This window comes from Paenibacillus sp. LC231 (genome assembly GCF_001860525.1).
Taxonomy (GTDB): Bacteria; Bacillota; Bacilli; order Paenibacillales; family Paenibacillaceae; genus Paenibacillus_AQ.
Window position 1 is genome coordinate 26,306 of the sequence record NZ_JFOM01000049.1, and the last position, 23,006, is coordinate 49,311.

At 51.6% G+C, this 23,006-nt stretch carries 21 protein-coding genes; 19 read left to right on the plus strand and 2 right to left on the minus strand.

Annotation, left to right across the window (positions count from 1 at the left end; genetic code table 11):
- Nucleotides 1–407 precede the first annotated feature (407 nt).
- The 4 genes from hisS (at nucleotide 408) to AK95_RS25730 (ending at nucleotide 6,762) form a co-directional block, all read left to right on the plus strand.
- The gene (hisS, locus tag AK95_RS25715) at nucleotides 408–1,661 is read left to right on the plus strand and encodes a histidine--tRNA ligase (RefSeq protein ID WP_071222765.1); all 1,254 of its coding nucleotides are present in this window, start codon (nucleotides 408–410) and stop codon (nucleotides 1,659–1,661) included.
- 46 nt (nucleotides 1,662–1,707) lie between these two features.
- Nucleotides 1,708–3,483, plus strand: a complete 1,776-nt coding sequence (aspS, locus tag AK95_RS25720) for an aspartate--tRNA ligase (RefSeq protein WP_071222766.1) — start codon at nucleotides 1,708–1,710, stop codon at nucleotides 3,481–3,483.
- Between the two features lie 35 nt (nucleotides 3,484–3,518).
- Nucleotides 3,519–4,274, plus strand: coding sequence for a tRNA threonylcarbamoyladenosine dehydratase (locus tag AK95_RS25725; protein WP_071222767.1), 756 nt, complete (start codon nucleotides 3,519–3,521; stop codon nucleotides 4,272–4,274).
- Between the two features lie 310 nt (nucleotides 4,275–4,584).
- Nucleotides 4,585–6,762: a HelD family protein gene (locus AK95_RS25730; protein ID WP_071222768.1), complete on the plus strand. Its 2,178-nt coding sequence runs from the start codon at nucleotides 4,585–4,587 to the stop codon at nucleotides 6,760–6,762.
- A 122-nt stretch (nucleotides 6,763–6,884) separates the two neighbouring features.
- On the opposite strand, the gene AK95_RS35190 is transcribed toward AK95_RS25730, so the two are convergent.
- Nucleotides 6,885–7,013, minus strand: a complete 129-nt coding sequence (locus tag AK95_RS35190) for a hypothetical protein (RefSeq protein ID WP_259445409.1) — start codon at nucleotides 7,011–7,013, stop codon at nucleotides 6,885–6,887.
- A 140-nt stretch (nucleotides 7,014–7,153) separates the two neighbouring features.
- On the opposite strand from AK95_RS35190, the gene AK95_RS25735 reads away from it, so the two are divergent.
- The 4 genes from AK95_RS25735 (at nucleotide 7,154) to nrdG (ending at nucleotide 12,025) form a co-directional block, all read left to right on the plus strand.
- Nucleotides 7,154–8,461 carry a replication-associated recombination protein A gene (locus AK95_RS25735; protein WP_071222769.1) on the plus strand — a complete coding sequence of 436 codons (1,308 nt, stop codon included), beginning with the start codon at nucleotides 7,154–7,156 and terminating at the stop codon, nucleotides 8,459–8,461.
- Nucleotides 8,462–8,521: 60 nt separating this feature from the next.
- Complete coding sequence (locus AK95_RS25740; RefSeq protein ID WP_071222770.1) at nucleotides 8,522–9,058, plus strand: PCYCGC domain-containing protein; 537 nt, start codon at nucleotides 8,522–8,524, stop codon at nucleotides 9,056–9,058.
- Between the two features lie 232 nt (nucleotides 9,059–9,290).
- Nucleotides 9,291–11,525 carry an anaerobic ribonucleoside triphosphate reductase gene (locus tag AK95_RS25745; RefSeq protein WP_074961952.1) on the plus strand — a complete coding sequence of 745 codons (2,235 nt, stop codon included), beginning with the start codon at nucleotides 9,291–9,293 and terminating at the stop codon, nucleotides 11,523–11,525.
- Entirely contained in the window at nucleotides 11,522–12,025 is a 504-nt protein-coding gene (gene nrdG / locus AK95_RS25750; RefSeq protein WP_071222771.1) for an anaerobic ribonucleoside-triphosphate reductase activating protein, read from the plus strand. Before AK95_RS25745 ends, nrdG begins: the two co-directional genes overlap by 4 nt.
- A gap of 72 nt (nucleotides 12,026–12,097) precedes the next feature.
- Here the strand turns inward: nrdG and mnmA are convergent, their stop codons facing one another.
- Nucleotides 12,098–13,207, minus strand: coding sequence for a tRNA 2-thiouridine(34) synthase MnmA (mnmA, locus tag AK95_RS25755; RefSeq protein WP_162487654.1), 1,110 nt, complete (start codon nucleotides 13,205–13,207; stop codon nucleotides 12,098–12,100).
- A 298-nt stretch (nucleotides 13,208–13,505) separates the two neighbouring features.
- Here mnmA and cymR point away from each other — a divergent pair, with 298 nt between their 5' ends.
- From cymR to mltG, 11 genes are all read left to right on the plus strand, one after another.
- A complete protein-coding gene (cymR, locus tag AK95_RS25760) occupies nucleotides 13,506–13,925 on the plus strand; it encodes a cysteine metabolism transcriptional regulator CymR (RefSeq protein WP_071222772.1) in 420 nt (139 codons plus the stop codon).
- A 10-nt stretch (nucleotides 13,926–13,935) separates the two neighbouring features.
- Nucleotides 13,936–15,081, plus strand: coding sequence for a cysteine desulfurase family protein (locus tag AK95_RS25765; RefSeq protein ID WP_071222773.1), 1,146 nt, complete (start codon nucleotides 13,936–13,938; stop codon nucleotides 15,079–15,081).
- A 139-nt stretch (nucleotides 15,082–15,220) separates the two neighbouring features.
- On the plus strand, nucleotides 15,221–15,742 hold the full coding sequence (locus AK95_RS25770) for a PRC-barrel domain-containing protein (protein WP_071222774.1): 522 nt from the start codon (nucleotides 15,221–15,223) through the stop codon (nucleotides 15,740–15,742).
- Nucleotides 15,743–15,753: 11 nt separating this feature from the next.
- Nucleotides 15,754–15,963 carry a hypothetical protein gene (locus AK95_RS25775; protein WP_071222775.1) on the plus strand — a complete coding sequence of 70 codons (210 nt, stop codon included), beginning with the start codon at nucleotides 15,754–15,756 and terminating at the stop codon, nucleotides 15,961–15,963.
- A gap of 158 nt (nucleotides 15,964–16,121) precedes the next feature.
- A complete protein-coding gene (locus AK95_RS25780) occupies nucleotides 16,122–17,189 on the plus strand; it encodes an AI-2E family transporter (RefSeq protein WP_071222776.1) in 1,068 nt (355 codons plus the stop codon).
- Between the two features lie 422 nt (nucleotides 17,190–17,611).
- A complete protein-coding gene (alaS, locus tag AK95_RS25785) occupies nucleotides 17,612–20,239 on the plus strand; it encodes an alanine--tRNA ligase (protein WP_071222777.1) in 2,628 nt (875 codons plus the stop codon).
- Between the two features lie 217 nt (nucleotides 20,240–20,456).
- Nucleotides 20,457–20,717 carry an IreB family regulatory phosphoprotein gene (locus AK95_RS25790; RefSeq protein WP_006208869.1) on the plus strand — a complete coding sequence of 87 codons (261 nt, stop codon included), beginning with the start codon at nucleotides 20,457–20,459 and terminating at the stop codon, nucleotides 20,715–20,717.
- A gap of 12 nt (nucleotides 20,718–20,729) precedes the next feature.
- The gene (ruvX, locus tag AK95_RS25795; RefSeq protein WP_071222778.1) at nucleotides 20,730–21,143 is read left to right on the plus strand and encodes a Holliday junction resolvase RuvX; all 414 of its coding nucleotides are present in this window, start codon (nucleotides 20,730–20,732) and stop codon (nucleotides 21,141–21,143) included.
- Nucleotides 21,144–21,160: 17 nt separating this feature from the next.
- Nucleotides 21,161–21,463, plus strand: a complete 303-nt coding sequence (locus AK95_RS25800; protein WP_071222779.1) for a DUF1292 domain-containing protein — start codon at nucleotides 21,161–21,163, stop codon at nucleotides 21,461–21,463.
- On the plus strand, nucleotides 21,460–21,774 hold the full coding sequence (locus AK95_RS25805; protein WP_071222780.1) for a DUF1292 domain-containing protein: 315 nt from the start codon (nucleotides 21,460–21,462) through the stop codon (nucleotides 21,772–21,774). The genes AK95_RS25800 and AK95_RS25805 overlap by 4 nt, the downstream gene beginning before the upstream one ends.
- A 94-nt stretch (nucleotides 21,775–21,868) precedes the next feature.
- Nucleotides 21,869–22,912: an endolytic transglycosylase MltG gene (mltG, locus tag AK95_RS25810; protein ID WP_071222781.1), complete on the plus strand. Its 1,044-nt coding sequence runs from the start codon at nucleotides 21,869–21,871 to the stop codon at nucleotides 22,910–22,912.
- The last annotated feature ends 94 nt before the right edge of the window (nucleotides 22,913–23,006 follow it).

The window sequence follows — 23,006 nt, forward strand, 5'->3', positions numbered from 1 at the left end:
TACTCCATCCCCACAAGACCAGAGAAGAATCCCTTGGCTGTAAGGATTCGCTTGATGAGTGGACGAATGACCTCCTCGAGAACAGACGGCGAAGCAAGCACCGGTTAACCGGTGGGATAGACAGTAGCCGAACTGCGCGGCCGGGCGTTATACGGAATAAGCGGATGATTGAACGCACTGATTAAAGGTGTGTCAATACCGGAATGTGGGTGGTACCACGGGTGATTATATAACGATCTCTCGTCCCTGTTGTCTTAGGACAGCGGGGCGGGAGATTTTTTAGTTTTCACGGCTTGTTGCGAAATGACTCCCCAGGAGTTTTTTCATAGTTAGTTTCAAGAAGTGAATCAGATCAAGGCAAGACATGTTCCAAGGGTGAAGATGTCATAGGACGTGGAGGGATGAAGATGGCAAACGAGAAATTCGAGAAACCGACAGGCACGCAGGACATCCTGCCAGGTGCCGTCGAGAAATGGCAGTTTATCGAGGAGAAGGCACGCGATTTGTGCCGGAGATACAACTACCGCGAAATTCGCACACCGATCTTTGAGCAGACCGAGTTGTTCGAACGCGGGGTGGGCGAAACCACCGACATCGTAGAGAAGGAAATGTATACGTTCAAGGATAAAGGGGATCGCAGCATGACCCTACGTCCGGAAGGAACGGCAGGCGTCGTGCGGGCATATGTGCAAAACAAGCTGTATGGAGAGCCTGACGTCACGAAACTGTACTACATGGGTCCCATGTTCCGCTACGAGCGACCACAGGCGGGACGTTACCGTCAGTTCCATCAGTTCGGCGTCGAGGTGTTCGGCACGGCAGATCCGGCTATCGATGCCGAGGTGATTGCGCTGGGATACAGTTTCTATAAGGAGCTTGGGCTGAACGGGGTAAAAGCAGAGATTAACTCTGTAGGGACGCCTGAGGTACGGGCGGCTTACCGCAGTGCGCTGCTTGCTTTCCTGGAACCGATGAAAGAGAACTTATGCTCGGATTGCCAGTCTCGCATGGAACGCAACCCGCTGCGCGTGTTGGACTGCAAGAAGGACCAAGGGAAGTTCGATGGGGCGCCTTCGATTCTGGACAGCCTGGATGAGGAATGCAGCACGCACTTTGAGAAAGTGAAAGGGTACCTGGATGCGATGGGCATCGAGTATGAAATCAATCCAAGACTGGTTCGGGGATTGGACTATTATACGCATACCGCATTTGAATTCAAGGCCCAGGGCATCGGCGCGATTGATACGGTAGGCGGCGGAGGGCGGTTCAACGGACTGGTCGATCAGATCGGTGGACCGGATCAGCCTGGCATCGGGTTCGGGATTGGTCTTGAGCGAATCCAATTGATTCTGGAGCACCAAGGGGTCAATCTGTCGGCAGCCAAGCCGCTGGATGTCTATCTGGTTGCGCTGGGTGAAACCGCTGAGCAGGAAGTGGCCAAATTGATCTACGAACTGCGAAGCAAGGGCGTAGCTGCCGAACGCGATTACCTTGGCCGAAAAATGAAAGCCCAGATGAAGTCCGCCGACCGTTTGCAAGCCCGTTATACCGCCATTTTGGGTGAAGATGAACTGGCGCGCGGAGAGATTGCACTGAAGTCGATGGAGACCGGCGAGCAGCGTACGGTTAGATTGGACGCTCTGGTTCAAGAATTGGTTTAATCGTCGCATGAAGCGACTTAATTATAGTAAAGGGGAATGATAAACGATGAAAAGGACGCATCAATGCGGTCATCTGACAACCGCGAACATTGGAGAAACTGTAACACTGAACGGCTGGGTACAAACCCGCCGCGACTTGGGCGGCGTTCTGTTCATCGATCTTCGCGATCGGAGCGGCATCATGCAAATCGTATTTAACCCGGATTTCTCAGGCGAAGCTTTGGCTGTTGCCGATAAGGTCCGCAGCGAATTCGTGGTGGCTGTATCCGGTAAAGTCGTAAAGCGCGATCCTGAAACGTTCAACCCGAATCTGCCTACTGGCGAAATCGAAGTTCAAGTGACAAGCATTGAAGTGTTGAATGCAGCCAAAACGCCTCCGTTCTTTATCGAAGACGGCGTGGAAGTGGATGAGCAGCTTCGTTTGAAGTATCGCTATCTGGACCTTCGTCGTCCAGAGATGCAAAAAACGCTGATGCTGCGCTCCAAAGCGTCGAAAGTATTCCGCGACTTCCTCGATGACGAGGGCTTCGTGGACGTGGAGACACCAATTCTGACCAAGAGCTCCCCGGAAGGCGCACGCGACTATCTCGTACCGAGCCGCGTACACGCAGGTGAATTCTTTGCGCTTCCGCAATCTCCACAAATTTATAAGCAGCTCCTTATGGTGAGCGGGCTTGAACGCTACTACCAAATTGCACGCTGCTTCCGTGACGAGGACTTGCGTGCTGACCGTCAGCCGGAATTTACCCAGGTCGACATCGAGACGTCCTTCATGGAACGCGACGACCTGCTGAACATGATGGAGCTGCTGATGGTGAAGTTGTTCAAGGAAACCATCGGCGTTGAACTTGCAACGCCATTCCAGCGTATCAGTTATGCTGATGCGATGGGCAAATACGGCTCCGATAAGCCGGATCTCCGATTCGGTATGGAATTGATCGAAATGAACGATATCGTTGCAAGCAGCGGCGTCAAAGTATTCTCTTCCGTTATTGAAAAAGGCGGCGAAGTGAAGTGCTTGAACGCTAAAGGCTGCGGGACTTGGACACGTAAGGAGATTGACGATCTGGGGCCATATGCAGCCCGTTACGGAGCGAAGGGTCTTGCTTGGATTCAAGTGAAGGAAGGCGAGTTCAAGGGGCCGATCGTGAAATTCTTCAGCGAGCAGGAAATTGAAGCGGTAAGAGAACGCACAGGAGCCGAAGACGGCGACTTGCTGCTGTTCTCCGCAGACAATAAAAAAGTGGTTGCCGACGTGCTTGGCGCGCTCCGCTTGAAAATTGGACGTCAGCTTGGCCTGATCAACGACAACGAGTACAAGTTTGCTTGGGTGCTGGACTTCCCGCTGTTCAGCTATGATGAAGAGGCGAAGCGCTACGTGGCCGAGCATCATCCGTTCACCCGTCCAAAAGACGAAGATCTGGAATTGATGGATACGGATCCGCTTGCTGTACGCGCGGAAGCTTATGACATCGTGCTGAATGGATATGAAGTAGGCGGCGGTTCCATGCGGATTTTCAAACGCGAGATCCAAGAGAAAATGTTTGCGGCGCTTGGTATGTCGCCGGAAGTGGCGCACGACAAATTCGGATATCTCATGGACGCCTTTGAGTACGGCACTCCTCCACACGGCGGAATCGCCTTCGGGTTGGACCGTTTGGTGATGCTGCTTGCCGGACGCACCAACCTGCGTGAAACGATTGCGTTCCCGAAAACGGCAAGCGCAACGGATCTGTTGATGGATGCTCCTTCCCAGGTGGACGGAGGACAACTGGAGCAGCTGCATATCAAACTCGCCAAGAAGCCGGGCGACGAGAAATAAGTCCGTTGTTCTTGATAAAGGAGGTTGCTTGAATTATGCTGCATCAATTTTCCCGTACGGAATTAGCCATAGGCCCTGAGGGCCTTGAGATCATGAAGAACAGCACGGTGGCGGTGCTTGGTATCGGCGGCGTGGGGTCCATTGCGGTGGAGGCCCTCGCCCGTACCGGGGTTGGCCGTATCATTCTGATCGATAAAGATGTGGTGGATATCACCAACATCAATCGGCAGATTCATGCGTTAACGACCACGGTAGGCCAGAAGAAAGCGGACCTGATGGTTGATCGGGTCAAATTGATCAATCCGGAATGTGAAGCGATCGCTCTGAACATGTTCTACACCGAAGAAACGTATGAAGAGTTGTTTAAATTCGATCTGGATTATGTGATTGATGCGTCGGATACGATTATTTATAAAGTTCATCTGATCAAGGAATGCCTGCGGCGCGGTATTCCGATCATCTCCAGCATGGGGGCAGCCAACAAAATGGACCCCACGAAGTTCCAGGTAGCTGACATCTCCAAAACGTCCATGGATCCGATTGCCCGTATTGTACGCACCAAGCTGCGCAAAGACGGCATCAAGAAAGGGGTCAAGGTTGTTTTCTCACTAGAGGAGCCGATGAAGCCCCGCCAGGACGTTACGGAGAAGATTGTACCCGAGAATGCTCCTGAAATCCGGAAAGCGAAGCAGCCTCCGGCAAGCAATGCATTCGTTCCGCCTGTGGCCGGACTGATTATGGTGAGCGTAACGGTGAAAGAACTGCTCGAAAAAGGCGGCATCTCGTTATAACGAGGCGTCCGGACAAAACTAAACTCGGCTCGAGAAAATGATAGATAAACGGAAGGCAGGGAGTAAGAACAGCCTTTCGGCAAAATTGAGTTTGGTTAACCAAACGCAGCGTCCAGCCAAAGGACGCTGCGTTTTTTTCTGCCGTGGACGAAAGAGATCAGGACAACAAACCCAAACAAAAATTCCTATGACAGAGCATTGCTAGTATATCCGGGCAAGTTGTGCTACAATGAAACTCCTTTTTGTGTCACGGCCTTTAAAGCCAGACTTCGATGCGAAAAAAAATATGTTTCTTAGGAGGTAACTGAAAGTGTCAGAATCTTTTCAAAGTGCCTATCAAGAAGAAGAGTCAAGGCTAAACGAGGTTATCGTTGAAATTGACCGTCAGCTTGAACGTTTGCGCGGGATTCCGGTATACACGGGTCATGATTTTACGGAGCAGGTGCTCGAAGCGGGGCGGGAAGAGAAACGGCAGGCCCTCGCCAAAAGTTTGCCGGAGCCTTACTTCGGGAGGCTGGATTTTCAGGAGAGCGGAACGGGAGCGAAGAAACCGCTCTACATCGGGAAGATCGGCTTCGATAAGGAAGATGCCGGGGATCACCCGATGGTGATTGATTGGCGAGCTCCAGTCGCGAGTCTTTTTTATTCGTTTACCGGCGGTACCGACCCGGCTTCGTTCGAAGCACCCGAAGGAATCATCGAGGGGCTAGTGTATTTAAAACGCAATGTCGTGATCCGAAAGCAAATTTTGGAACGGGTATCGGATACGTACAATCGGGAAAGCGGCGGACCTGCGGTATCCGATGAGTTTTTGGTTTACCGTCTCGGGGAGAACAAGGATAACCGGCTGCGGGATATCGTATCCACGATTCAGGCCGAGCAGGACAAAATCATCCGTGCTGCCAAAAATACCGCACTTATCATCCAAGGGGTGGCGGGAAGCGGAAAAACGACGGTGGCGCTGCATCGGCTGGCATATTTGCTCTATCAGTACAAGGAGCAGGTAACCGCGGAGAAAATGATCATATTCGCACCCAACCTGATGTTTCTGGATTACATATCCGACGTGCTGCCTGAGCTCGGAGTCGGCGATATACAGCAGCGCACGTTTGGCGATTGGGCAGCGGAGCTGCTCGATATTCAGCTCGCTTCGGATGATCATGCACAGACGCTTCATCAATGGTTCGAGACAGAGCCAGGTCAGGGTACCCCGGATATTGACGATAATGTCAGCGGCCGCTACAAAGGCTCATTGAGACTGATGGAGATCATCCGGCGCTGCGTGGAATCCATCGAAGCGGAGGCTCTTCCAGACGGGGACTTCTCTCCATGGGATGGGGCTGTACTGAAACAGGAGACGATCGCGGAATGGTTCTACCAGGAATATAAACCGTATCCGCTGGCCAAACGGAAGGAACGGCTGCTGGCCAGGCTGCACCGCTGGGTCGAGATGGAGCTGAAGAAATCGCCATCAGCGGCCGTGATGAAAGAACGGAAGAAAAAAGCGGCTCAACGAGAAAAGGCTTATGGGAACCGATGGCCGAAATTTGAGCCGGTCTCATTATATAAACAATTGTTTGGGGCGGTTAAGGCAACCGGATCGTGGTTTGAAGAGCTATCCGCTCTGATTCCGTCCGAGGTGCTCGCCGCAACGCGTAAAGATCTGAAGAAGAATGTGGTCCGCGAAGAGGATTTGCCTGCCTTGCTGTATTTCCACTGTTTATTGAATGATATTACCGGAGAGCAGCGTTTTGACCATATCGTTATTGATGAGGCACAGGATTTCTCGCCATTTCAGGTGGCTGTGCTGGACCTGTTCGTCAGAGGACATTCCTTCACCATATTAGGTGATTTGTCGCAGGGCATTCATGCCTATCGCGGCGTTCATGCGTGGGAAGAGATGAGCTCCCTGTTTAAGGAAGAGGAAACAGCCTATTTTGCCTTGACGCGCAGTTATCGCTCCACGATGGAGATCATCGAATTTGCGAACGGCATTTTGGAGAAGGGTGTCAGCAGTGATCTGCTTGCCGTTCCGGTATTCCGGAGCGGCGATACCGTTCGCCTGATTCCTTATGATTCGGCGAAATCCAGAACGAGAGATTTGGAACGGGCGATGGAGGCACTCATCGCTAAGGAATATCGGACGGTCGCTATACTCACTCGAACCTTGCGAGAAGCGCAAGAGCTGCATGAGCAATTCATTACTGCATGGCCGATGCTGAATCTGATCGATGGCAGCAAAGGAACGTATCAGGGCGGTTATTCCGTGCTTCCTGTTTATTTGTCCAAGGGGCTTGAGTTCGATGCGGTTGTGGTGGCGGATGCAGATCGGGCGCATTACGCGGAAAAAGCTTGGGATGCCAAGCTGATGTACGTGGGATGTACGCGGGCGCTGCATGAGCTGTGGCTGCTGCATGGTGAGCAGCTGCCAACTTATATCAGGACGGAGACCTCAGAAATTACTGCCAGCGGCTGGCCCGTGGAGTAAGTTGAAATTGTGTTACTAACGTTGTAATGTTCAGTGTGAAGTGGAAAAATGGGAAGATGTCCCGTGGGGTGGCACATGTCTGCATGTGCTTTCTCTGCGGGACTTTTTGTTCTGCTTTTTGCTTAACCAAGCATTTGGTAGGAAGAGCCCAGATTCTCGATATACCGGATCAAGGTCCAAACGATGAGGATGGAAAGTGCCGCTGCCAAGATGATGAAGAGGGTCATTTTTCGCATAGGTTTTCGTTTCAATTCAAAAACCTCCCTTCACTAGAGTGGATGTCATAGGGTTTCTACAGGCATGGCGAAATTGAATATGGTATGATAGAGTGTGACGGATTTGATTGAAACCGGCTTATCTTTACATTGATATCAGACAAGGAAGTGTAGCAATGGATTTATTCAGTATCGGGCGTGAAGGGGACCGGGATTCCCGGCTGCTGGCCGATCGGATGCGCCCTTCGTCGCTGGATGAATATATAGGACAAGAACATATTATCGGTCCGGGCAAACTGCTCAGACGGGCCATAGAGGCAGACCAAGTCTCTTCCATTTTATTGTACGGCCCGCCGGGATGCGGCAAAACAACGCTTGCGCATATTATCTCACAGCAAACGAAGGGGTACTTTGTTCGGCTGAATGCCGTGGAGGCCTCGGTTAAGGACGTCAGGGAGGTCATTGAGCAAGCCCAGAGCAACCGCAGTCTGTACGGCACCAAAACGATCCTGTTTCTGGATGAGGTCCACCGCTTTAACAGCTCAAGACAGGACGCGCTGCTGCCTGCTGTGGAGAATGGCACGATTATATTTATCGGCGCGACGACAGAGAACCCCTTTCATTATGTAAATGGGGCCTTGATGAGCCGTTCAACCTTGTTCCAGCTTGAGCCCCTGAATAAGAACCATTCCTTGATCGCGATGCAGCGCGCGCTATCCGATCCGGATAAAGGTCTTGGATTCATGGAGCTTCAGGCAGATGAGGAAGCTTTGGAGCATATTGCAACGATGGCGAACGGCGACATCCGGCGTGCATTGAATGCGCTTGAGCTCGCTGCGATGACGACCCCGCCTGATGCAGGCGGTACGGTCCATATTACGCTGGATGTGGCCGAGGAATCGATACGCAAGCCGCTCGTTAAGGCGGACGAGTCCACGCAGTATGACGTGCTGTCCGCCTTTCATAAAAGCATTCGGGGTTCCAGCGATGCGGCATTGTTCTGGTTCTTGTATGCGGTCGAAAAGCTGGGGATGGACCCGATGGTGTTCATCCGCCGCTTGATTGCTGCCAGCAGCGAGGATATCGGGCTGGCTAATCCGCAAGCGATGGTGCAGGCGGTAAGCGCACTGGACGCCTACCGGAATAACGGCTGGCCGGAAGCCAAGCTTAATATCGCCCAGGCTATCCTGTTTGCGGTGGAAAGTCCAAAATCCGATGGCGTTGTGACCGCCATATCACGGGCGATGTCCGCCATGGATGAAGTAAAATCGGCGGAGGTCCCGCTTCATCTGCGTGATGCGCATTATTCGGGGGCGGTGAAGCTGGGGCATGTCGGCTATAAGTACCCGCATGATTATCCGGGCCATTACGTGAAGCAGGAATATTTGCCGAAGGAGCTCTCCCGCAGGGTGTTCTATCAGGCGACGGAGCAGGGGAACGAAGCCAAGATCGCTCACAACCAGCGATTACGACGCGAAGAATAGGGCCTTACTGCGATAATGGGATCTACGGCTGCTAGTTTAGTTAAATGGAGGAAACGAAAGATGAAAACAGGGAAACAACGGTTTGTCATCCTGCTGCTGTCCGTCGGTCTTATGCTGAGCGGCTGTTCGGGGAAAAGCGCCCAGGAGCAGGTCGAAAGTGGACAGGCAACCGAGGCAGCGCATGAGCATGGACATCAGACGCAGCTGTCCAACGGGGATATCCAGGAGGCGACGGCTTCGATTGATGAGCTGCCTGCCTTTTTGAAGAGCCAGACCAGCGAGCTCCAAACGATCTATGCCTTGTCCGCGCAGGTCAGTGATGTCCTGAAATACATCCCTTGTTATTGCGGCTGTGGGGACAGCGCCGGTCATGAGAGCAACCTGAACTGTTTTATTGATGAGATCCAGGAGGACGGCACCGTGGTGTGGGATGATCATGGCACCCGCTGCGGGGTATGCCTGGACATTGCCGTGGAATCTGCCAAAATGAGCAGCGAGGGCAAAAGCCTGACGGATATTCGGACCGCAATCGACGAGAAATACAGCACAGGTTATGCTAAGCCGACACCAACCCCGATGCCGCCTGCCGAAAGTTAATTCTACTGTGGTTAAACAAGAAGGTACCCGATGTGATCAGTGGATCACTCGAGTGCCTTTTTTCTGTTGGGATTCATGTCCTTTAAGGACGTTATCAGGAATCGCTCATACGCTTCATAGGATCAGCAGACGTGATCTATCTCACAGCATTAAACTATATATGGATGTAAATTGATTAAACGAAACTATATATAGTGTGTGAATGATCTGAGAAGAAGGAGTTGATCGTTTCATGAAAGTCATGAAGAGAGACGGATGCCTGGTGAATTTTGAGATAAGCCGGATTGTGAAGGCAGTGGATAAAGCTTTTATAGCTGTTGAGGGTGTGTCCCGCAAGGAGGCTTCCCTGCAGCTTGGCGAGGAGGTTGCCCGCGCCACCGCGGGGATGGAGCAGGTGAGTGTGGAGGAAATTCAAGATATCGTTGTTGAACAATTGGAAAGCACAGGTTATGCTGAGGCAGCGGCAGCCTACCAACATTACAGGGAAGCCCGTGATCTGGAGCGAATGCGGCGGGGAGAGCTCTACAAGATCAGCAGGGATGTGATTGGGGTAACGAATCTGGATCTGCTGCGGGAGAATGCGAATCTCAACGGGGAATCCTTCAGTGGAAAAATGAGTCGGATCGGCTCCGAGTATGCCAAATGGATGGCAAGCAAATTTATCCTGCCCGGAGAGCTCATGAGAGCGGTCAGGGATGGTTATGTGTACGTGCACGACCTGGACCAGTATGCACTCGGTACGACGAACTGTATTTTCATCCCGTTTGACCGTCTATTGGCCAAGGGATTCAATACCGGTAACGGATCGGTCAGGCCGCCGCAGAGCATCATGACCGCGATGGCGCTGGTGGCCATCATATTTCAATCTCAGCAGAACAGTCAATTCGGCGGCGTGTCCGGAAATAAAATCGATTGGGATCTGGCCCCGTATGTCGGCAAATCGTTTCGCCGGCATTTTCGGAAAGGGCTTGCCTACTTCGGAGAGGTGGAGCAGGGCGAGCATAGACGCAATGTACAAATTCTTTCCGATAACGAATTATACATAGACAACGAGCAGTTGAAGGACATGTTCCCGCGAATATATCACTGCGCATATAACGAAACGGTGAATGAAGTAAAGCAGGCCGCGGAATCCCTGATTCACAATCTGAACACGATGAGCAGCCGGGCGGGGGGACAGATCCCTTTCACATCGCTGAACTATGGCATGTGCACGTCAACGGAAGGAAGGCTGGTGTCCCACGCTCTGCTGGATGCCACGATGAGAGGGCTCGGTGGGGGAGAGACGCCGATATTTCCGCAGCATATATTCCAGTGCAAGCAAGGGGTTAACCAGGCGGAAGGGGAGCCCAATTACGATCTGTTCCTGAAAGCCGTTGACTGCTCAAGCCGCAGGCTCTACCCGAACTTTGTCAACGTGGATGCGTCGTTTAATCTGGTCTACTATAAGCCGGACGAGCCAGACACGATTATTGCCACCATGGGCTGCAGGACACGGACGATTTCAGACCGGTTCGGGCGAAACCGCCTGAGCGGAAAAGGCAATTTGTCCTTCAATACGATCAATCTGGTTCGTCTCGGCATCGAGCATGGCATCGTCGAAGGCAAGCGGGATATGCCCGACCTGAGCCTCTTCTACGAGCAGTTGGATCAGTATATGACGATTGCGGTAGAGGGTTTGATTCACCGCTACGAGCTGCAGGCGGACCAACCGGCCAAAGCGTCCGATTTTATGATGCGCGAAGGCGTGTGGGAAGGCGGCGAAGACCTGGCGCCGGTGGACAAGGTACGCGAACTGATTAAGCATGGCACTCTCGCACTTGGATTCATTGGGCTTGCAGAATGCCTGAAGGCATTGACCGGACTGCATCACGGAGAGGATGAGAACAGCCGCAGGCTGGGAATCGAAATCATCCGACATATGCGCCGATTCTGCGATGCGGCCAGTGAAAAATACGACCTGAACATTACGTTGTTTGCCACGCCGGCAGAAGGGCTGTCCGGAAAATTCACGAAGCTTGACCGGCAAACCTTCGGTGTGATCGAGGGTGTGACAGACCGTGAGTATTATACGAACTCGTTTCATGTTCCGGTGTACTATCCGATGGCCGCGTACCGCAAAATCCGTTCCGAAGCTCCTTTCCATGAGCTGTGTAATGCAGGAGCGATTTCTTATGTGGAGCTCGACGGCAATGCCCGGCAGAATACGGCTGCTTTTCGGGACATCGTGCAGTTTGCCCTGCAGCAGAACATTGGATATTTCTCCGTAAACCATCCCGTCGACCGCTGCCTTGCATGCAACTACGAAGGGATCATCGGAAGCTCTTGCCCTGGATGCGGCGCTACGGAAGACAATGGGAACTTCCAGCGGCTGCGGAGGGTGACGGGATACCTAACGGGCAATTATACGGAGCGCTTCAATTCGGCCAAGCAGGCTGAAGTCAGGGATCGGGTGAAGCATCTGTGAATGTGTGCGGATATATCCCCGAGAGCATTAATGAAGGCCCAGGACTTCGGGCAGTTCTATTCGTGAGCGGCTGCCGTCATGCCTGCGCTGGATGCTTTAATACGGATTCCTGGGACTTTGAAGCGGGGGAGCCGTTTACAGAAGAATTGTCCGCGTCCATACTGCAGGACATCGTCGACAACCCTTTGCTGGATGGCGTGACCTTATGCGGTGGGGACCCGTTCTTCTCGCCGGAGGAATGCGCGGCACTTGTTCGCAAGCTCAGAACCCTCTGTCCCGGGAAAAGCATATGGGCCTACACGGGCTTCACCTTTGAAGCGCTGATGAGGCAGCCGAAGCTGCGCGAATTGGCAAAACAGTGCGACGTTATCGTGGATGGCAAATTCCAGTTGGAGCTAAGGGATGTCGCGCTTCCCTTCCGAGGCAGCTCGAATCAGCGTTTCATTGACGTATCCGCCAGCCTGGAACGCGGAGAAACGGTAGAATATGTTCTTCGCTAACACGTAAAAAAGAGCACACACTTTACGGAATCTTCCGTGTGAAGTGTGTGCTCTTTCGTTTAAGCCAGCGGATTAATAAGGAACTTTATCCGCCGTTTCGATCGTTCCGCCGCCAAGGCATTCGTCCCCTTGGTAGAAGACAACGGCTTGGCCCGGCGTGATTGCTTTTTGGGGCTTCGCAAACGCGACATGAACGGTTCCGTCTTCGCGCGGCGTTATCGTTACTTCCTGGTCCGGCTGACGGTAGCGGAATTTCGCGGTGCAGGTGTAGGCGTCTTTGGGCATAGCGTCTTGTCCTGCAATCCAGTTCATTCCGGAGGCAACGAGTCCGGTTGAATACAAACACGGATGATCGCCTTGAACAACGTACAAAATATTGTTAGTCAAATCCTTGTCGGCAACAAACCAAGGCTCTCCGGAGCCTGAGCCGCCGATTCCGAGACCTTGGCGTTGTCCCAGCGTGTAGTACATCAGGCCATCATGGCGGCCTTTCACCTCACCGGTGACAATGTCCACCATATCGCCGGATTGGGCGGGGAGGTATTGTCCAAGAAATTCTTTGAAATTCCGTTCGCCGATGAAACAAACGCCGGTGCTGTCTTTTTTCTTGGCGGTATACAGCCCGGCTTCTTCGGCGAGTCGGCGAACTTCCGGTTTCGGCAGATGCCCGATCGGGAACATCGCCTTGGAGAGCTGCTCTTGGCTCAGCGCATTGAGGAAGTAGGTTTGATCCTTGTTGCTGTCGACGCCGCGCAGCAGCCGGTACTGTCCGTCTTCTTCGATGACGCGGGCGTAATGGCCGGTAGCGACATAGTCGGCTCCCAGATCCATTGCCTTGTTCAGAAATTCGCCGAATTTGATTTCACGGTTGCACATGACATCGGGGTTCGGCGTTCTCCCAGCTTTATATTCATCGAGGAAATAGGTAAATACTTTATCGAAGTATTCCTTCTCGAAATTGACGGTATAGTAGGGAATGTCGAGCTGCTCGCACACGCGGCGCACGTCTTCAGCGTCCGCTTCAGCTGTGCAGTAGCCAAGCTCATCGGTATCATCCCAGTTTTTCATAAAGATGCCGATCACTTCATAGCCCTGCTGTTTGAGCAGGAGCGCTGTTACGGAGGAGTCGACTCCTCCCGACATGCCGACAACGATACGAGTGTTATGTTTTTCTTTTGACATCGTTATCACCATTTTCATATTGAATTGTGCCCATGGAGGTATTTTAACATATTGGAACAAGGTTCACACGTTTCATTTTGTCCACTCAGGGTGAACATTTTTCAATCTTTCCAGCTGGAATATTACCCATTGAGGTTCAGGATATGTTACCATAAGCTGAGGGTAATGATCGGAATACGGAGAAAAATACAGGATAAGCTGCTTCACACGTAGATTACGCCGTATTTATCGCTCACCCGCCACCTACAACTCATTACAGGATGGACATAATATACAATTACCGAAAGAGGTGTCACCTTTGAAGATATCAACAAAAGGAAGATACGGATTAACCATTATGATGGAGCTGGCCGCCAGGTTTGGTGAAGGGCCGACTTCGCTGAAGAGCATTGCCGAGAAGAACCAGCTGTCGGAACATTATCTTGAGCAGCTGATCGCACCGCTGCGGAATGCAGGGCTGGTCAAAAGCATCCGCGGCGCATACGGAGGCTATATCCTGTCCCGTGATCCGGCATCCATAACGGCCGGGGACGTCATCCGCGTACTGGAAGGACCGATATCTCCTGTGGATTTCACGGAAGAGGACGATCCGGCGAAGCGGGATCTGTGGCTCCGTATCCGCGACAGCATTGCTGAAGTGCTGGATTCCACGACGCTGGATTATCTGATCAACTATCAGGAACAGTCTGCTGCAGACAACTATATGTTCTATATTTAAGGGTGACGATATGAGATCAGTATATTTGGACCATGCCGCATCAACCCCGGTTCATCCGGAGGTTGCCGAGCGGATGATGAAGGTGATGACAAGCCAATACGGCAATGCTTCAAGCGTTCATGCTTTTGGACGGGAAGCGAAGAAGATCGTGAATGGGGCGCGTGATCGAATTGCGTCCCTTTTAGGATGCCAATCGGACGAGCTGGTGTTCACCGCAGGCGGAACCGAGAGCGATAATCTGGCTATACTTGGATTGCTGGAGTCGCTTGGTGTGAAGGGCAAGCATGTGATTACGTCGGCGATTGAACACCATGCGGTGCTTCATACATGCCATGAGCTGGAACGGCGGGGCTGTGAGGTCACCTATGTCCCCGTCGACTCTACTGGGCGTGTCTCTGTGGAGGACATTGCGGGCGCGATTCAGGACAACACAGTGCTTGTCACCATTATGTATGGCAACAATGAAGTAGGCACCGTTCAGCCGATCATCGAAATCGGCGAGCTCTGCCGGAGCCGGGGCATCGTGTTCCATACCGATGCGGTTCAGGCCTTGGGATCGGAAACGATCAACTGCCGTGAGCTTCCTGTGGATATGTGGAGTTTTTCCGCCCACAAAATCAACGGACCCCAGGGTGTCGGAGCATTGGTTGTCCGCAGAGGTCTCAGCGTATCTCCACGTCTGTTCGGAGGGCTGCAGGAGAAGAAGCGTCGCGCCGGAACAGAGAATATGGCTGGAATTGCCGGTTTTACAGCAGCAGTGGAATGGACCGTTCATAATATGGAGGTGCGTATCCGGCATTATCGCGAGCTGAGATCGACGCTGCTTGAAGGGCTTCGTCAGGAGATTGGCGAGGATGCTTTTGTGATCAACGGAAATTCGGAACATTACCTACCTCACATCCTAAATATCAGCTTTCCCGGTGCCAACACGGAGACGATGCTGATGAACCTCGATATGGAAGGAATTGCGGCGGCAAGCGGCTCGGCTTGTACGTCGGGATCTCTGGAAATATCCCATGTACTCCAAGCAATGAAACTTTCTGATCCTGTTTTGCGCTCCGCGATTCGTTTTAGTTTCGGTTTGGGTAATACTACACAAGAAATGGAGTACACAGCCCAAAAAATTGGAACCATCCTTAATCGGTTACGTAAATAGATGTTAAGGGATTTCTCCTTCTAGGGAATAGGGGGTATGCGTTCGTCCATTTCATCCTTGGAAATGGCCCGTCAGGCTAACGAAATTTTGACCGGCGGCTGATTTCAAACCATGAAGGATGAGGAGGTGTCCACTGTATATGAAACTTCAAGAAATGATTGGACTGGCTGTATTCGACGTGGAGAACGGTAAGGAAATCGGCAAAATCCACGATTTTATACTAGATGAGAATTGGTTGATTACCGGGTTGGAGCTGGAAGGCAAGGCTTTGTTTTCCTCGCATGTGAAAAGCGTCTCATGGGAAGATATCGTAGCATACGGGGAAGATGCCGTCATGATCCGGAGCCAAGAGGCTGTCCGCAAGCTGGGCGCCAATGATATACCGCTTACGTACCTTTTGGGCAAGCGCAAACTGAAAGAGATGCAGGTCTTGACAGAGGATGGTATCCTGCTCGGGCGTATATCGGATGTTTATTTTGAGCAGGAACAGGGCAATACAATACTAGGGTTGGAAATATCCGATGGATTTGTCTCGGATTTGATCGAAGGTCGCAAATGGCTGCCTTGCACAGCGGAAATGGCTATCGGCGAAAGTGCCGTTATGGTACCCCCGATGAGCGAACAGCGTCTGGAAAAAGCCATTAATTCTGTGAACGGATAGGGTGAGGTAGGATGAAATGTCCAAACTGTAGTTCCAAAGATATCGGGAAAATCGGCTCCCACCAGTTTTATTGCTGGGGTTGCTTTATCGAATTGACAGTCAACGGAGAGAAAATGTCCGTATACCAGGTAGAAGAGGATGGCACGCTCAGCTCGCTGGATGATTTGTTCTTCGGTGATGAAATGCAGCCGGATTTCCCTCCTATGCACGCGTCTTCCTAAAGAACGCGTACATATTGTAAGATAACGACTCCTTGCTGAAGGCCTGTACGGCTGACGAAGCAGGAGTCTTTTTCACTTTGTCCGGCGGAAATGTTAGTTTATTTCTGTATGCTTGTACATATACTACAGGGTAGCTTTCGAAAAAGGAGGGTGCCTGTGTGGAACAGTTGACCGAGAACAAATGGTTTCGATTGTTGGTATGGTTAATGCTCGGACTCATCTCTCTTTACTTTGTCTGGCTGCTGCGTCCGCTGTTTCTGGATGTCTATCGATTTCTCAAAGCTGTCCTGGCGCCATTTCTGGTTGCCATGATCATATCTTATGTGCTCAATCCGGTTGTATGCATGCTCTCTGACCGCAAAGTTCCGCGGAGCATGGCGGTGCTGCTCATTTATGCCGTCTTTCTCACGTCCCTTGCCGTCATTCTGATGAACATGATTCCGATGCTGATTCGGCAGCTGGAGGAGCTCAACGAGCACTTGCCTGAATTAACGATGAACGCCCAAAGCTTGATGACCAATCTGGACAGCAGGCTGCTGCCTCCGGGAGTAAGGACAGGCGTCAACAGCTGGTTCTTGCAGATGGAATCGAGGCTGGCCGGAGGGATCTCGGATTTCATGGACAATATCGGCAACACGATTAATATCCTGTTTAACGTGTTAATTGTTCCATTCTTGATCTTTTACATATTAAAAGATTTTGAGGTGTTCCAGCGAACCGCGGTATCCTATCTGCCGCGGAGCCGCCGGAAGTCGATTGTTACGCTGCTTAAGGAAATCGACACGGCTCTTGGAAACTATGTCCGCGGACAATTCCTGGTATGCTTAATCATCGGCGTGCTGGCTTATGTAGGCTATATGATCGTTGGTATGCCGTACGCATTGCTGCTGGCAAGCATCGTGGCGGTGTTTAACATCATTCCGTATTTGGGCCCTTTTCTCGGGGCGGCGCCTGCGCTTGTGATGGCGTCCACGATATCCTGGAAGATGGTGCTGCTGGTGGTGGCCGTTAATATGATCTGCCAGACGCTGGAGAGCAACATCATTTCGCCCCAAGTGGTGGGGAAAAAGCTGCATATGCATCCGCTCCTGATCATTTTTGCGCTCCTTGTCGGCGGTCAGATCGCAGGAACCGTGGGCTTGATTTTGGCTGTTCCCGTCTTTGCCGTCATCAAAGTGCTGCTGCAGCATTTTTTCGCTTATTATGTCAGAAGGAAATCCGGCTGAAGACTCCAGTCTTGTAGCGGCAATGTTCATGCATTGACAGATAGTTTCGCCCTATATATACTTGAAATGATAAACCTATAAACGAACAAAACGATGAGAAAATCAAGTAGGCTTTGCGTACCTTGCCCAGAGAACAGGTTCCTGCCCGGAGAATTTCCGGCTGGCTGCGAGAACCTGGAAGCGAACCTAAGCCGAATGCTAATTTTTGAGTGTGATTCAAATTCACCGGGTGGCCCCCGTTATCCAGCCGTTACGAGGCGATCGTCACATATGTGATTCCAGGAGGACCCTGCTGGAGGATGAATGGACGATAACCAGGGTGGTACCGCGAGAACATCGTCCCTGAATTTAATTCAGGGGCGTTTTTTGTGTTCGGAACCAAGTGATCCGGGCGCCATATTATGACTGGAGGAAGTGTAGAGATGAAAGCTAGTGAAATCCGTTCCAAATGGCTAGAGTTTTTTGCAGAGAAAGGCCACAATATCGAGCCAAGTGCATCGCTTGTTCCGCACAATGACCCGTCCCTGCTCTGGATTAATGCAGGCATGGCTCCGCTCAAGCCTTATTTTGACGGGCGCGTGAAGCCGGAAAATCCGCGAATTGCGAACTCGCAGAAATGTATTCGGACCAATGATATTGAGAATGTCGGCAAAACCCGTCGTCACCATACATTCTTCGAAATGTTGGGCAACTTCTCCATTGGGGATTATTTTAAGGAAGAGGTTATCACCTGGGCTTGGGAGTTCCTGACGGACAAGAAATGGATCGGCTTCGATCCGGAGAAGCTGTCCGTTACCGTCTATCCGGAAGACGAGGAAGCCTTCAAATTGTGGAACGAAAAAATCGGACTTCCGAAGGAACGCATCATTAAGCTGCAGGATAACTTCTGGGATATCGGCGAAGGACCTTGCGGACCTTGTACCGAGATTTTCTATGATCGCGGCGAAGGATACGACACGGATGCTCCGGAATCCGAAATGTTCCCTGGCGGTGAGAATGAACGCTGGCTCGAAGTATGGAATCTCGTATTCTCCCAGTTCAATCACAACAAGGACGGCAGCTATACACCGCTTCCGAACAAGAACATTGATACGGGTGCGGGACTTGAGCGCTTTGCTTCCATCCTGCAAAACGTAGCGTCCAACTTCGATACCGACCTGTTCCAGCCGATCATTCAGAAGACGGCAGAGCTAGTCGGCGTTAAATACAATGAGAAGACGGAGTACGATATCGCGCTGAAGGTCATTGCAGACCATATCCGTACGGTTGCATTCGCAGTAGGCGATGGCGTTCTGCCTTCCAACGAAGGACGCGGTTATGTCATCCGTCGTTTGCTCCGCCGTGCGGTTCGATACGGAAAGGTGCTCGGGCTGGACAAACCATTCATGTATACTTTGACCGGAACCGTAGGTGATATTATGGGCGTATACTACCCAGAGGTCGTTGAGAAGCGCGCCTTTATCGAGAAGGTCATCGCAACGGAAGAAGAACAGTTCCACAAAACGCTCTCCGACGGCTTGAACATCCTGGCTGACGTTAGCGCCGATGCGAAGAAGCAGGGCAAATCGGTCATCAGCGGCAGCGACGCGTTCAAATTGTACGATACGTATGGCTTCCCGTTTGATTTAACGGAGGATTATGCGTCCGAACACGGATTGACCGTGGACCGTGAAGGCTTTGATGCTGCGATGAAGGAACAGCGTGACCGTGCGCGTGCGGCCCGTCATGAAACGGAAAGCATGAAGGTTCAAGGCGGCGTTCTTTCCGATTATACGGTTAAAAGTGAATTTGTTGGATATAATGACACCGTCAGCGAGGCGAAAGTGCTCGCCATTGTTTCAGGTGACAGCTTCGCAGACAGCGTCAGTGAAGGCGAGACCTGTCAGGTCATTCTGGACGTTACCCCGTTCTATGCCGAAAGCGGCGGTCAGGTCAGCGACCAGGGGATGATAGAAGGCGGATCCGTTCGTGCCAGAGTGGAAGGTCTCTTCAAGGCTCCGCATGGACAGCATGTGCATTTCGTAACCGTAGAGCTCGGCGAGCTTAAAGTGGGCGATACGGTCAAAGCGCAGGTGGACTCCGCTATGCGCAATGATATCGTCAAGAACCATACCGCTACACACCTTTTGCATAAAGCGTTGAAGGAAGTGCTGGGCGATCATGTCAATCAGGCAGGTTCCCTTGTTGAACCGCAGCGTCTGCGCTTCGACTTCTCCCACTTCGGCAGCATTACGCCTGAGGAGCTGGCCGATATTGAGCGCCGCGTGAATGAACAGGTATGGAAGAGCATTCCGGTTGTTATCGAGCGCAAGGCCATTGATGAAGCGAAGGCGATGGGCGCCATGGCGTTGTTCGGAGAGAAATACGGAGATATCGTCCGTGTCGTTCAGGTCGGAGATTACAGCATCGAGCTGTGCGGCGGATGCCATGTAGGCAACACCTCCCAGATCGGAATCTTCAAGCTGCTTGGCGAGAGCGGCATCGGCTCCGGCGTTCGCCGGATTGAAGCCGTAACGGGACGTTACGCTTATGAGCATCTGGAAGGCCAAATGGACCTGCTCAAGCAAGCCGCAGGTTTGTTGAAGAGCAATCTTGCGGACGTGCCAAAGCGGATTGAAGGCCTGAACCAGCAGGTGAAGGATCTTGCCCGGGAGAACGAGTCCCTGCAAGGCAAACTCGGAGCGATTGAGGCTAGCCAGTTGACCGATAAAGTGAAGCAGGTCGGAAACACGTCGCTGCTTGCAGCTGAAGTGCAGGCTGGCAGCATGGATGGACTCCGCGGCATTGCTGACGAATTGAAGGGCAAGCTGCCGGAGACGATCCTCGTGCTCGGCTCCAAAGCAGGCGACAAGGTGAATTTCGTCGTAGCCGTTCCGCAGGATCTGGTGAAGCAGGGCTATCATGCCGGCAAGCTCGTTAAAGAAGTGGCTTCAATATGCGGTGGAGGCGGCGGAGGCCGTCCGGATATGGCGCAAGCCGGCGGCAAGGACGGTTCCAAACTGACCCAGGCGCTGCAGCACGCCGAGGATCTCATAGCCCGGGGCGTGTAACAGATTTGTCCAGATTGTGTACAGCAAGCAATCGTAAGCGGGATCCAACGTTTTGCTGTACACAATCCCGAATTTTTTGGAACACTCTCTAAATATTTCGCTTTCGATTTCCGTAGAGACTTAGGATTATGTTATGATATAACTAGATCAAGCTGGTAAATATTTATTCGACGAAGCATGGTAAACATGTTCTTTGAAGAAGCGAGGTGTGTCACACATGGACTCCATGGATAAGACTGTCAAGTTCAATGTAAAAGGTGATGAAAAGGAGGCTTCCGCCCAGGACATTCTACTTTCGGTATACGATTCGCTGGTAGAGAAGGAGTACAATCCGATTAACCAAATCGTAGGGTATCTTTTGTCCGGGGATCCCGCTTATATACCTCGGCACAATAATGCCAGAAGTTTGATCCGGAAAAAAGAGCGAGATGAATTGATTGAAGAACTGGTCCGGTTCTATTTAGCCAGTCACCGTTAGGAGCACACAGGGATGAAGAAGATCATGGGATTGGATTACGGGGACCGCAGAATCGGTGTTGCCATAAGCGACGCGTTCGGATGGACGGCCCAAGGGGTTGAAGTTATCGAGCGCCGCCGTGATGAAGCCGAACTGGACAGAATTGCCGCACTCGTTAAAGATAACGAGGTCGGTGAAATCGTGGTCGGCTTGCCTAAAAATATGAACGGCACGATTGGTCCGCGGGGCGAAATCTGCATGGAATTCGCAAGCACATTGCGAGAGTCCCTATCCTTACCCGTTCACCTTTGGGATGAACGGCTATCAACAGTATCCGCTGAAAGGACATTGCTTGAAGCCGATGTCAGCCGAAAGAAGCGAAAACAGGTTGTAGATAAAATGGCGGCAAGCTTGATTTTGCAAAACTACTTGGATTCTAAAAGGTAAAGGTGAGGGTGATTACAATGGCTAATGAGCATATTGGTATGGAAGAAGAACCGGAAATTATTTATATTCCCGACGATGAAGGCAACGAGGAAGAATTCGAAGTCATCATGAAATTCGAAGTGGATGGCTCGGATGCTAAATATATGATGGTCGTACCAAGGGAGTCTGCCGACGAAGAGACAGACGAGGTCTACGCCTTCCGTTATGAGGAAGACGGAGACGACTTGAAATTGTTTATGATTGAAGACGATGAAGAATGGGCCATTGTTGAAGAAACCTTCAATACGCTCGTGGAAGAGCTGGACGGGAGAGACGAATGATGTCTGATTTTTCGGTTGAGAATATCGTATGGACCCAAGTACTTAAGGAAGCATTCGGTGAGAGTGTCGAGCTTGAGGACGATAAAGGCCATATCGAGGTTTATGATATTGCCGCCGAATTTGAAGTGGATGGTCAAGGGTATGCCATTCTGGTTCAGCCGGATCGAACCGATGAGGAGTACGAGGTGCTACGTATCGTCAAGGGCGAGGACGGCGGATTGCAGCTGGCAACCATTGACGACGACGAGGAATGGGAGAATGTGTCAGAGCTCTATGATGAGCTGACGTTTCCCGAAGGAGACGAGGATTAAGTTCCCTCCTGCAGGAGCACATGCTTAATTTTCAAATGAAAGTTCAGGAAGGGGCGGAGCTGTCCGCCCCTTTTGGTGTGAAGGGATGAGTAGATTGAAGAAACTGGCAATAGCAGTATTGGTCCTGATCCTCCTTGCGGGCGGGGCCGTATTTTACGTATGGAATGGTTTACAGCCCGTTCAAAGCTCGGAAACTCCCGTCGAATTCACCGTGGAGTCCGGCATGAGCACGTCCTCTATCGCCGATCTGCTTGAGGAAAAGGGACTGATCAAGAATGCCCTTATACTTAAAGGTTATTTAAAACTTAGCGGGGAAGGAAGCCGTCTGATGGCAGGAACCTATGAGGCAACCCCGGGCACTCCGTTCCAGGAACTGTTATCGAAGATGAACAATGGCGAAGTGAAGCCCGAGGAGATGGTTCGTTTCACGATCCCTGAGGGATATACGATCCTTCAGATGGCGGAGACCATCGCTCAAGAGAGCGGAATCGACGAGAAGGAATTCTTGAAGGTTGTGGATCAGCCTGCCGGCTGGGATGTTCCGATTGCTGGAGAAATTCCCCAGGAGGCAGACCTCCGGCATCATCTCGAGGGATACTTGTTCCCTGCGACCTATGAACTGCCGAAGAAGGATATTACGGCAAAAGGCATTGTAGAAACCATGCTGAAAGAAACGGAGAAACGTTTGGCCGAAATTCCGGGTTGGGAGCGTCAATTGGAGGCTCGCGACATAACGTTCCATGAACTCATGACCATCGCTTCGCTGGTGGAGCGGGAAGTGGTTGCAGATCAGGAGCGTGCCCTGGTGGCTGGCGTTATATATAATCGATTGGAAGAGGACATGAAGCTGGAAATCGATGCAACCGTTCAATATCTGTTGGATAAACCGAAGGAACGATTGCTTTATGCCGACCTTGAGGTTGAAAGCCCGTATAACACATATCGTCAAAAGGGTCTGCCGCCTGGCCCGATCTCGAGCCCGAGCCTGCAATCGATTCAGGCTGCTTTGAATCCGGAGAAATCCGATTATTTGTTCTATGTAACAAAGAAAGACGGTACACAAGAGCATCTGTTTGCCAAAACGTATAAAGAGCATTTGAAGAATATCGAGACCAGCAAGAAGATGGCACAACAATAATATTACGTGTTGAGCAAGTCCGCTGATACGCTGAGTGACAAGGAACAGATCCAGCTCGTACTCAGAAGAGTCTTGTTGAACAACCTCTAAGTAG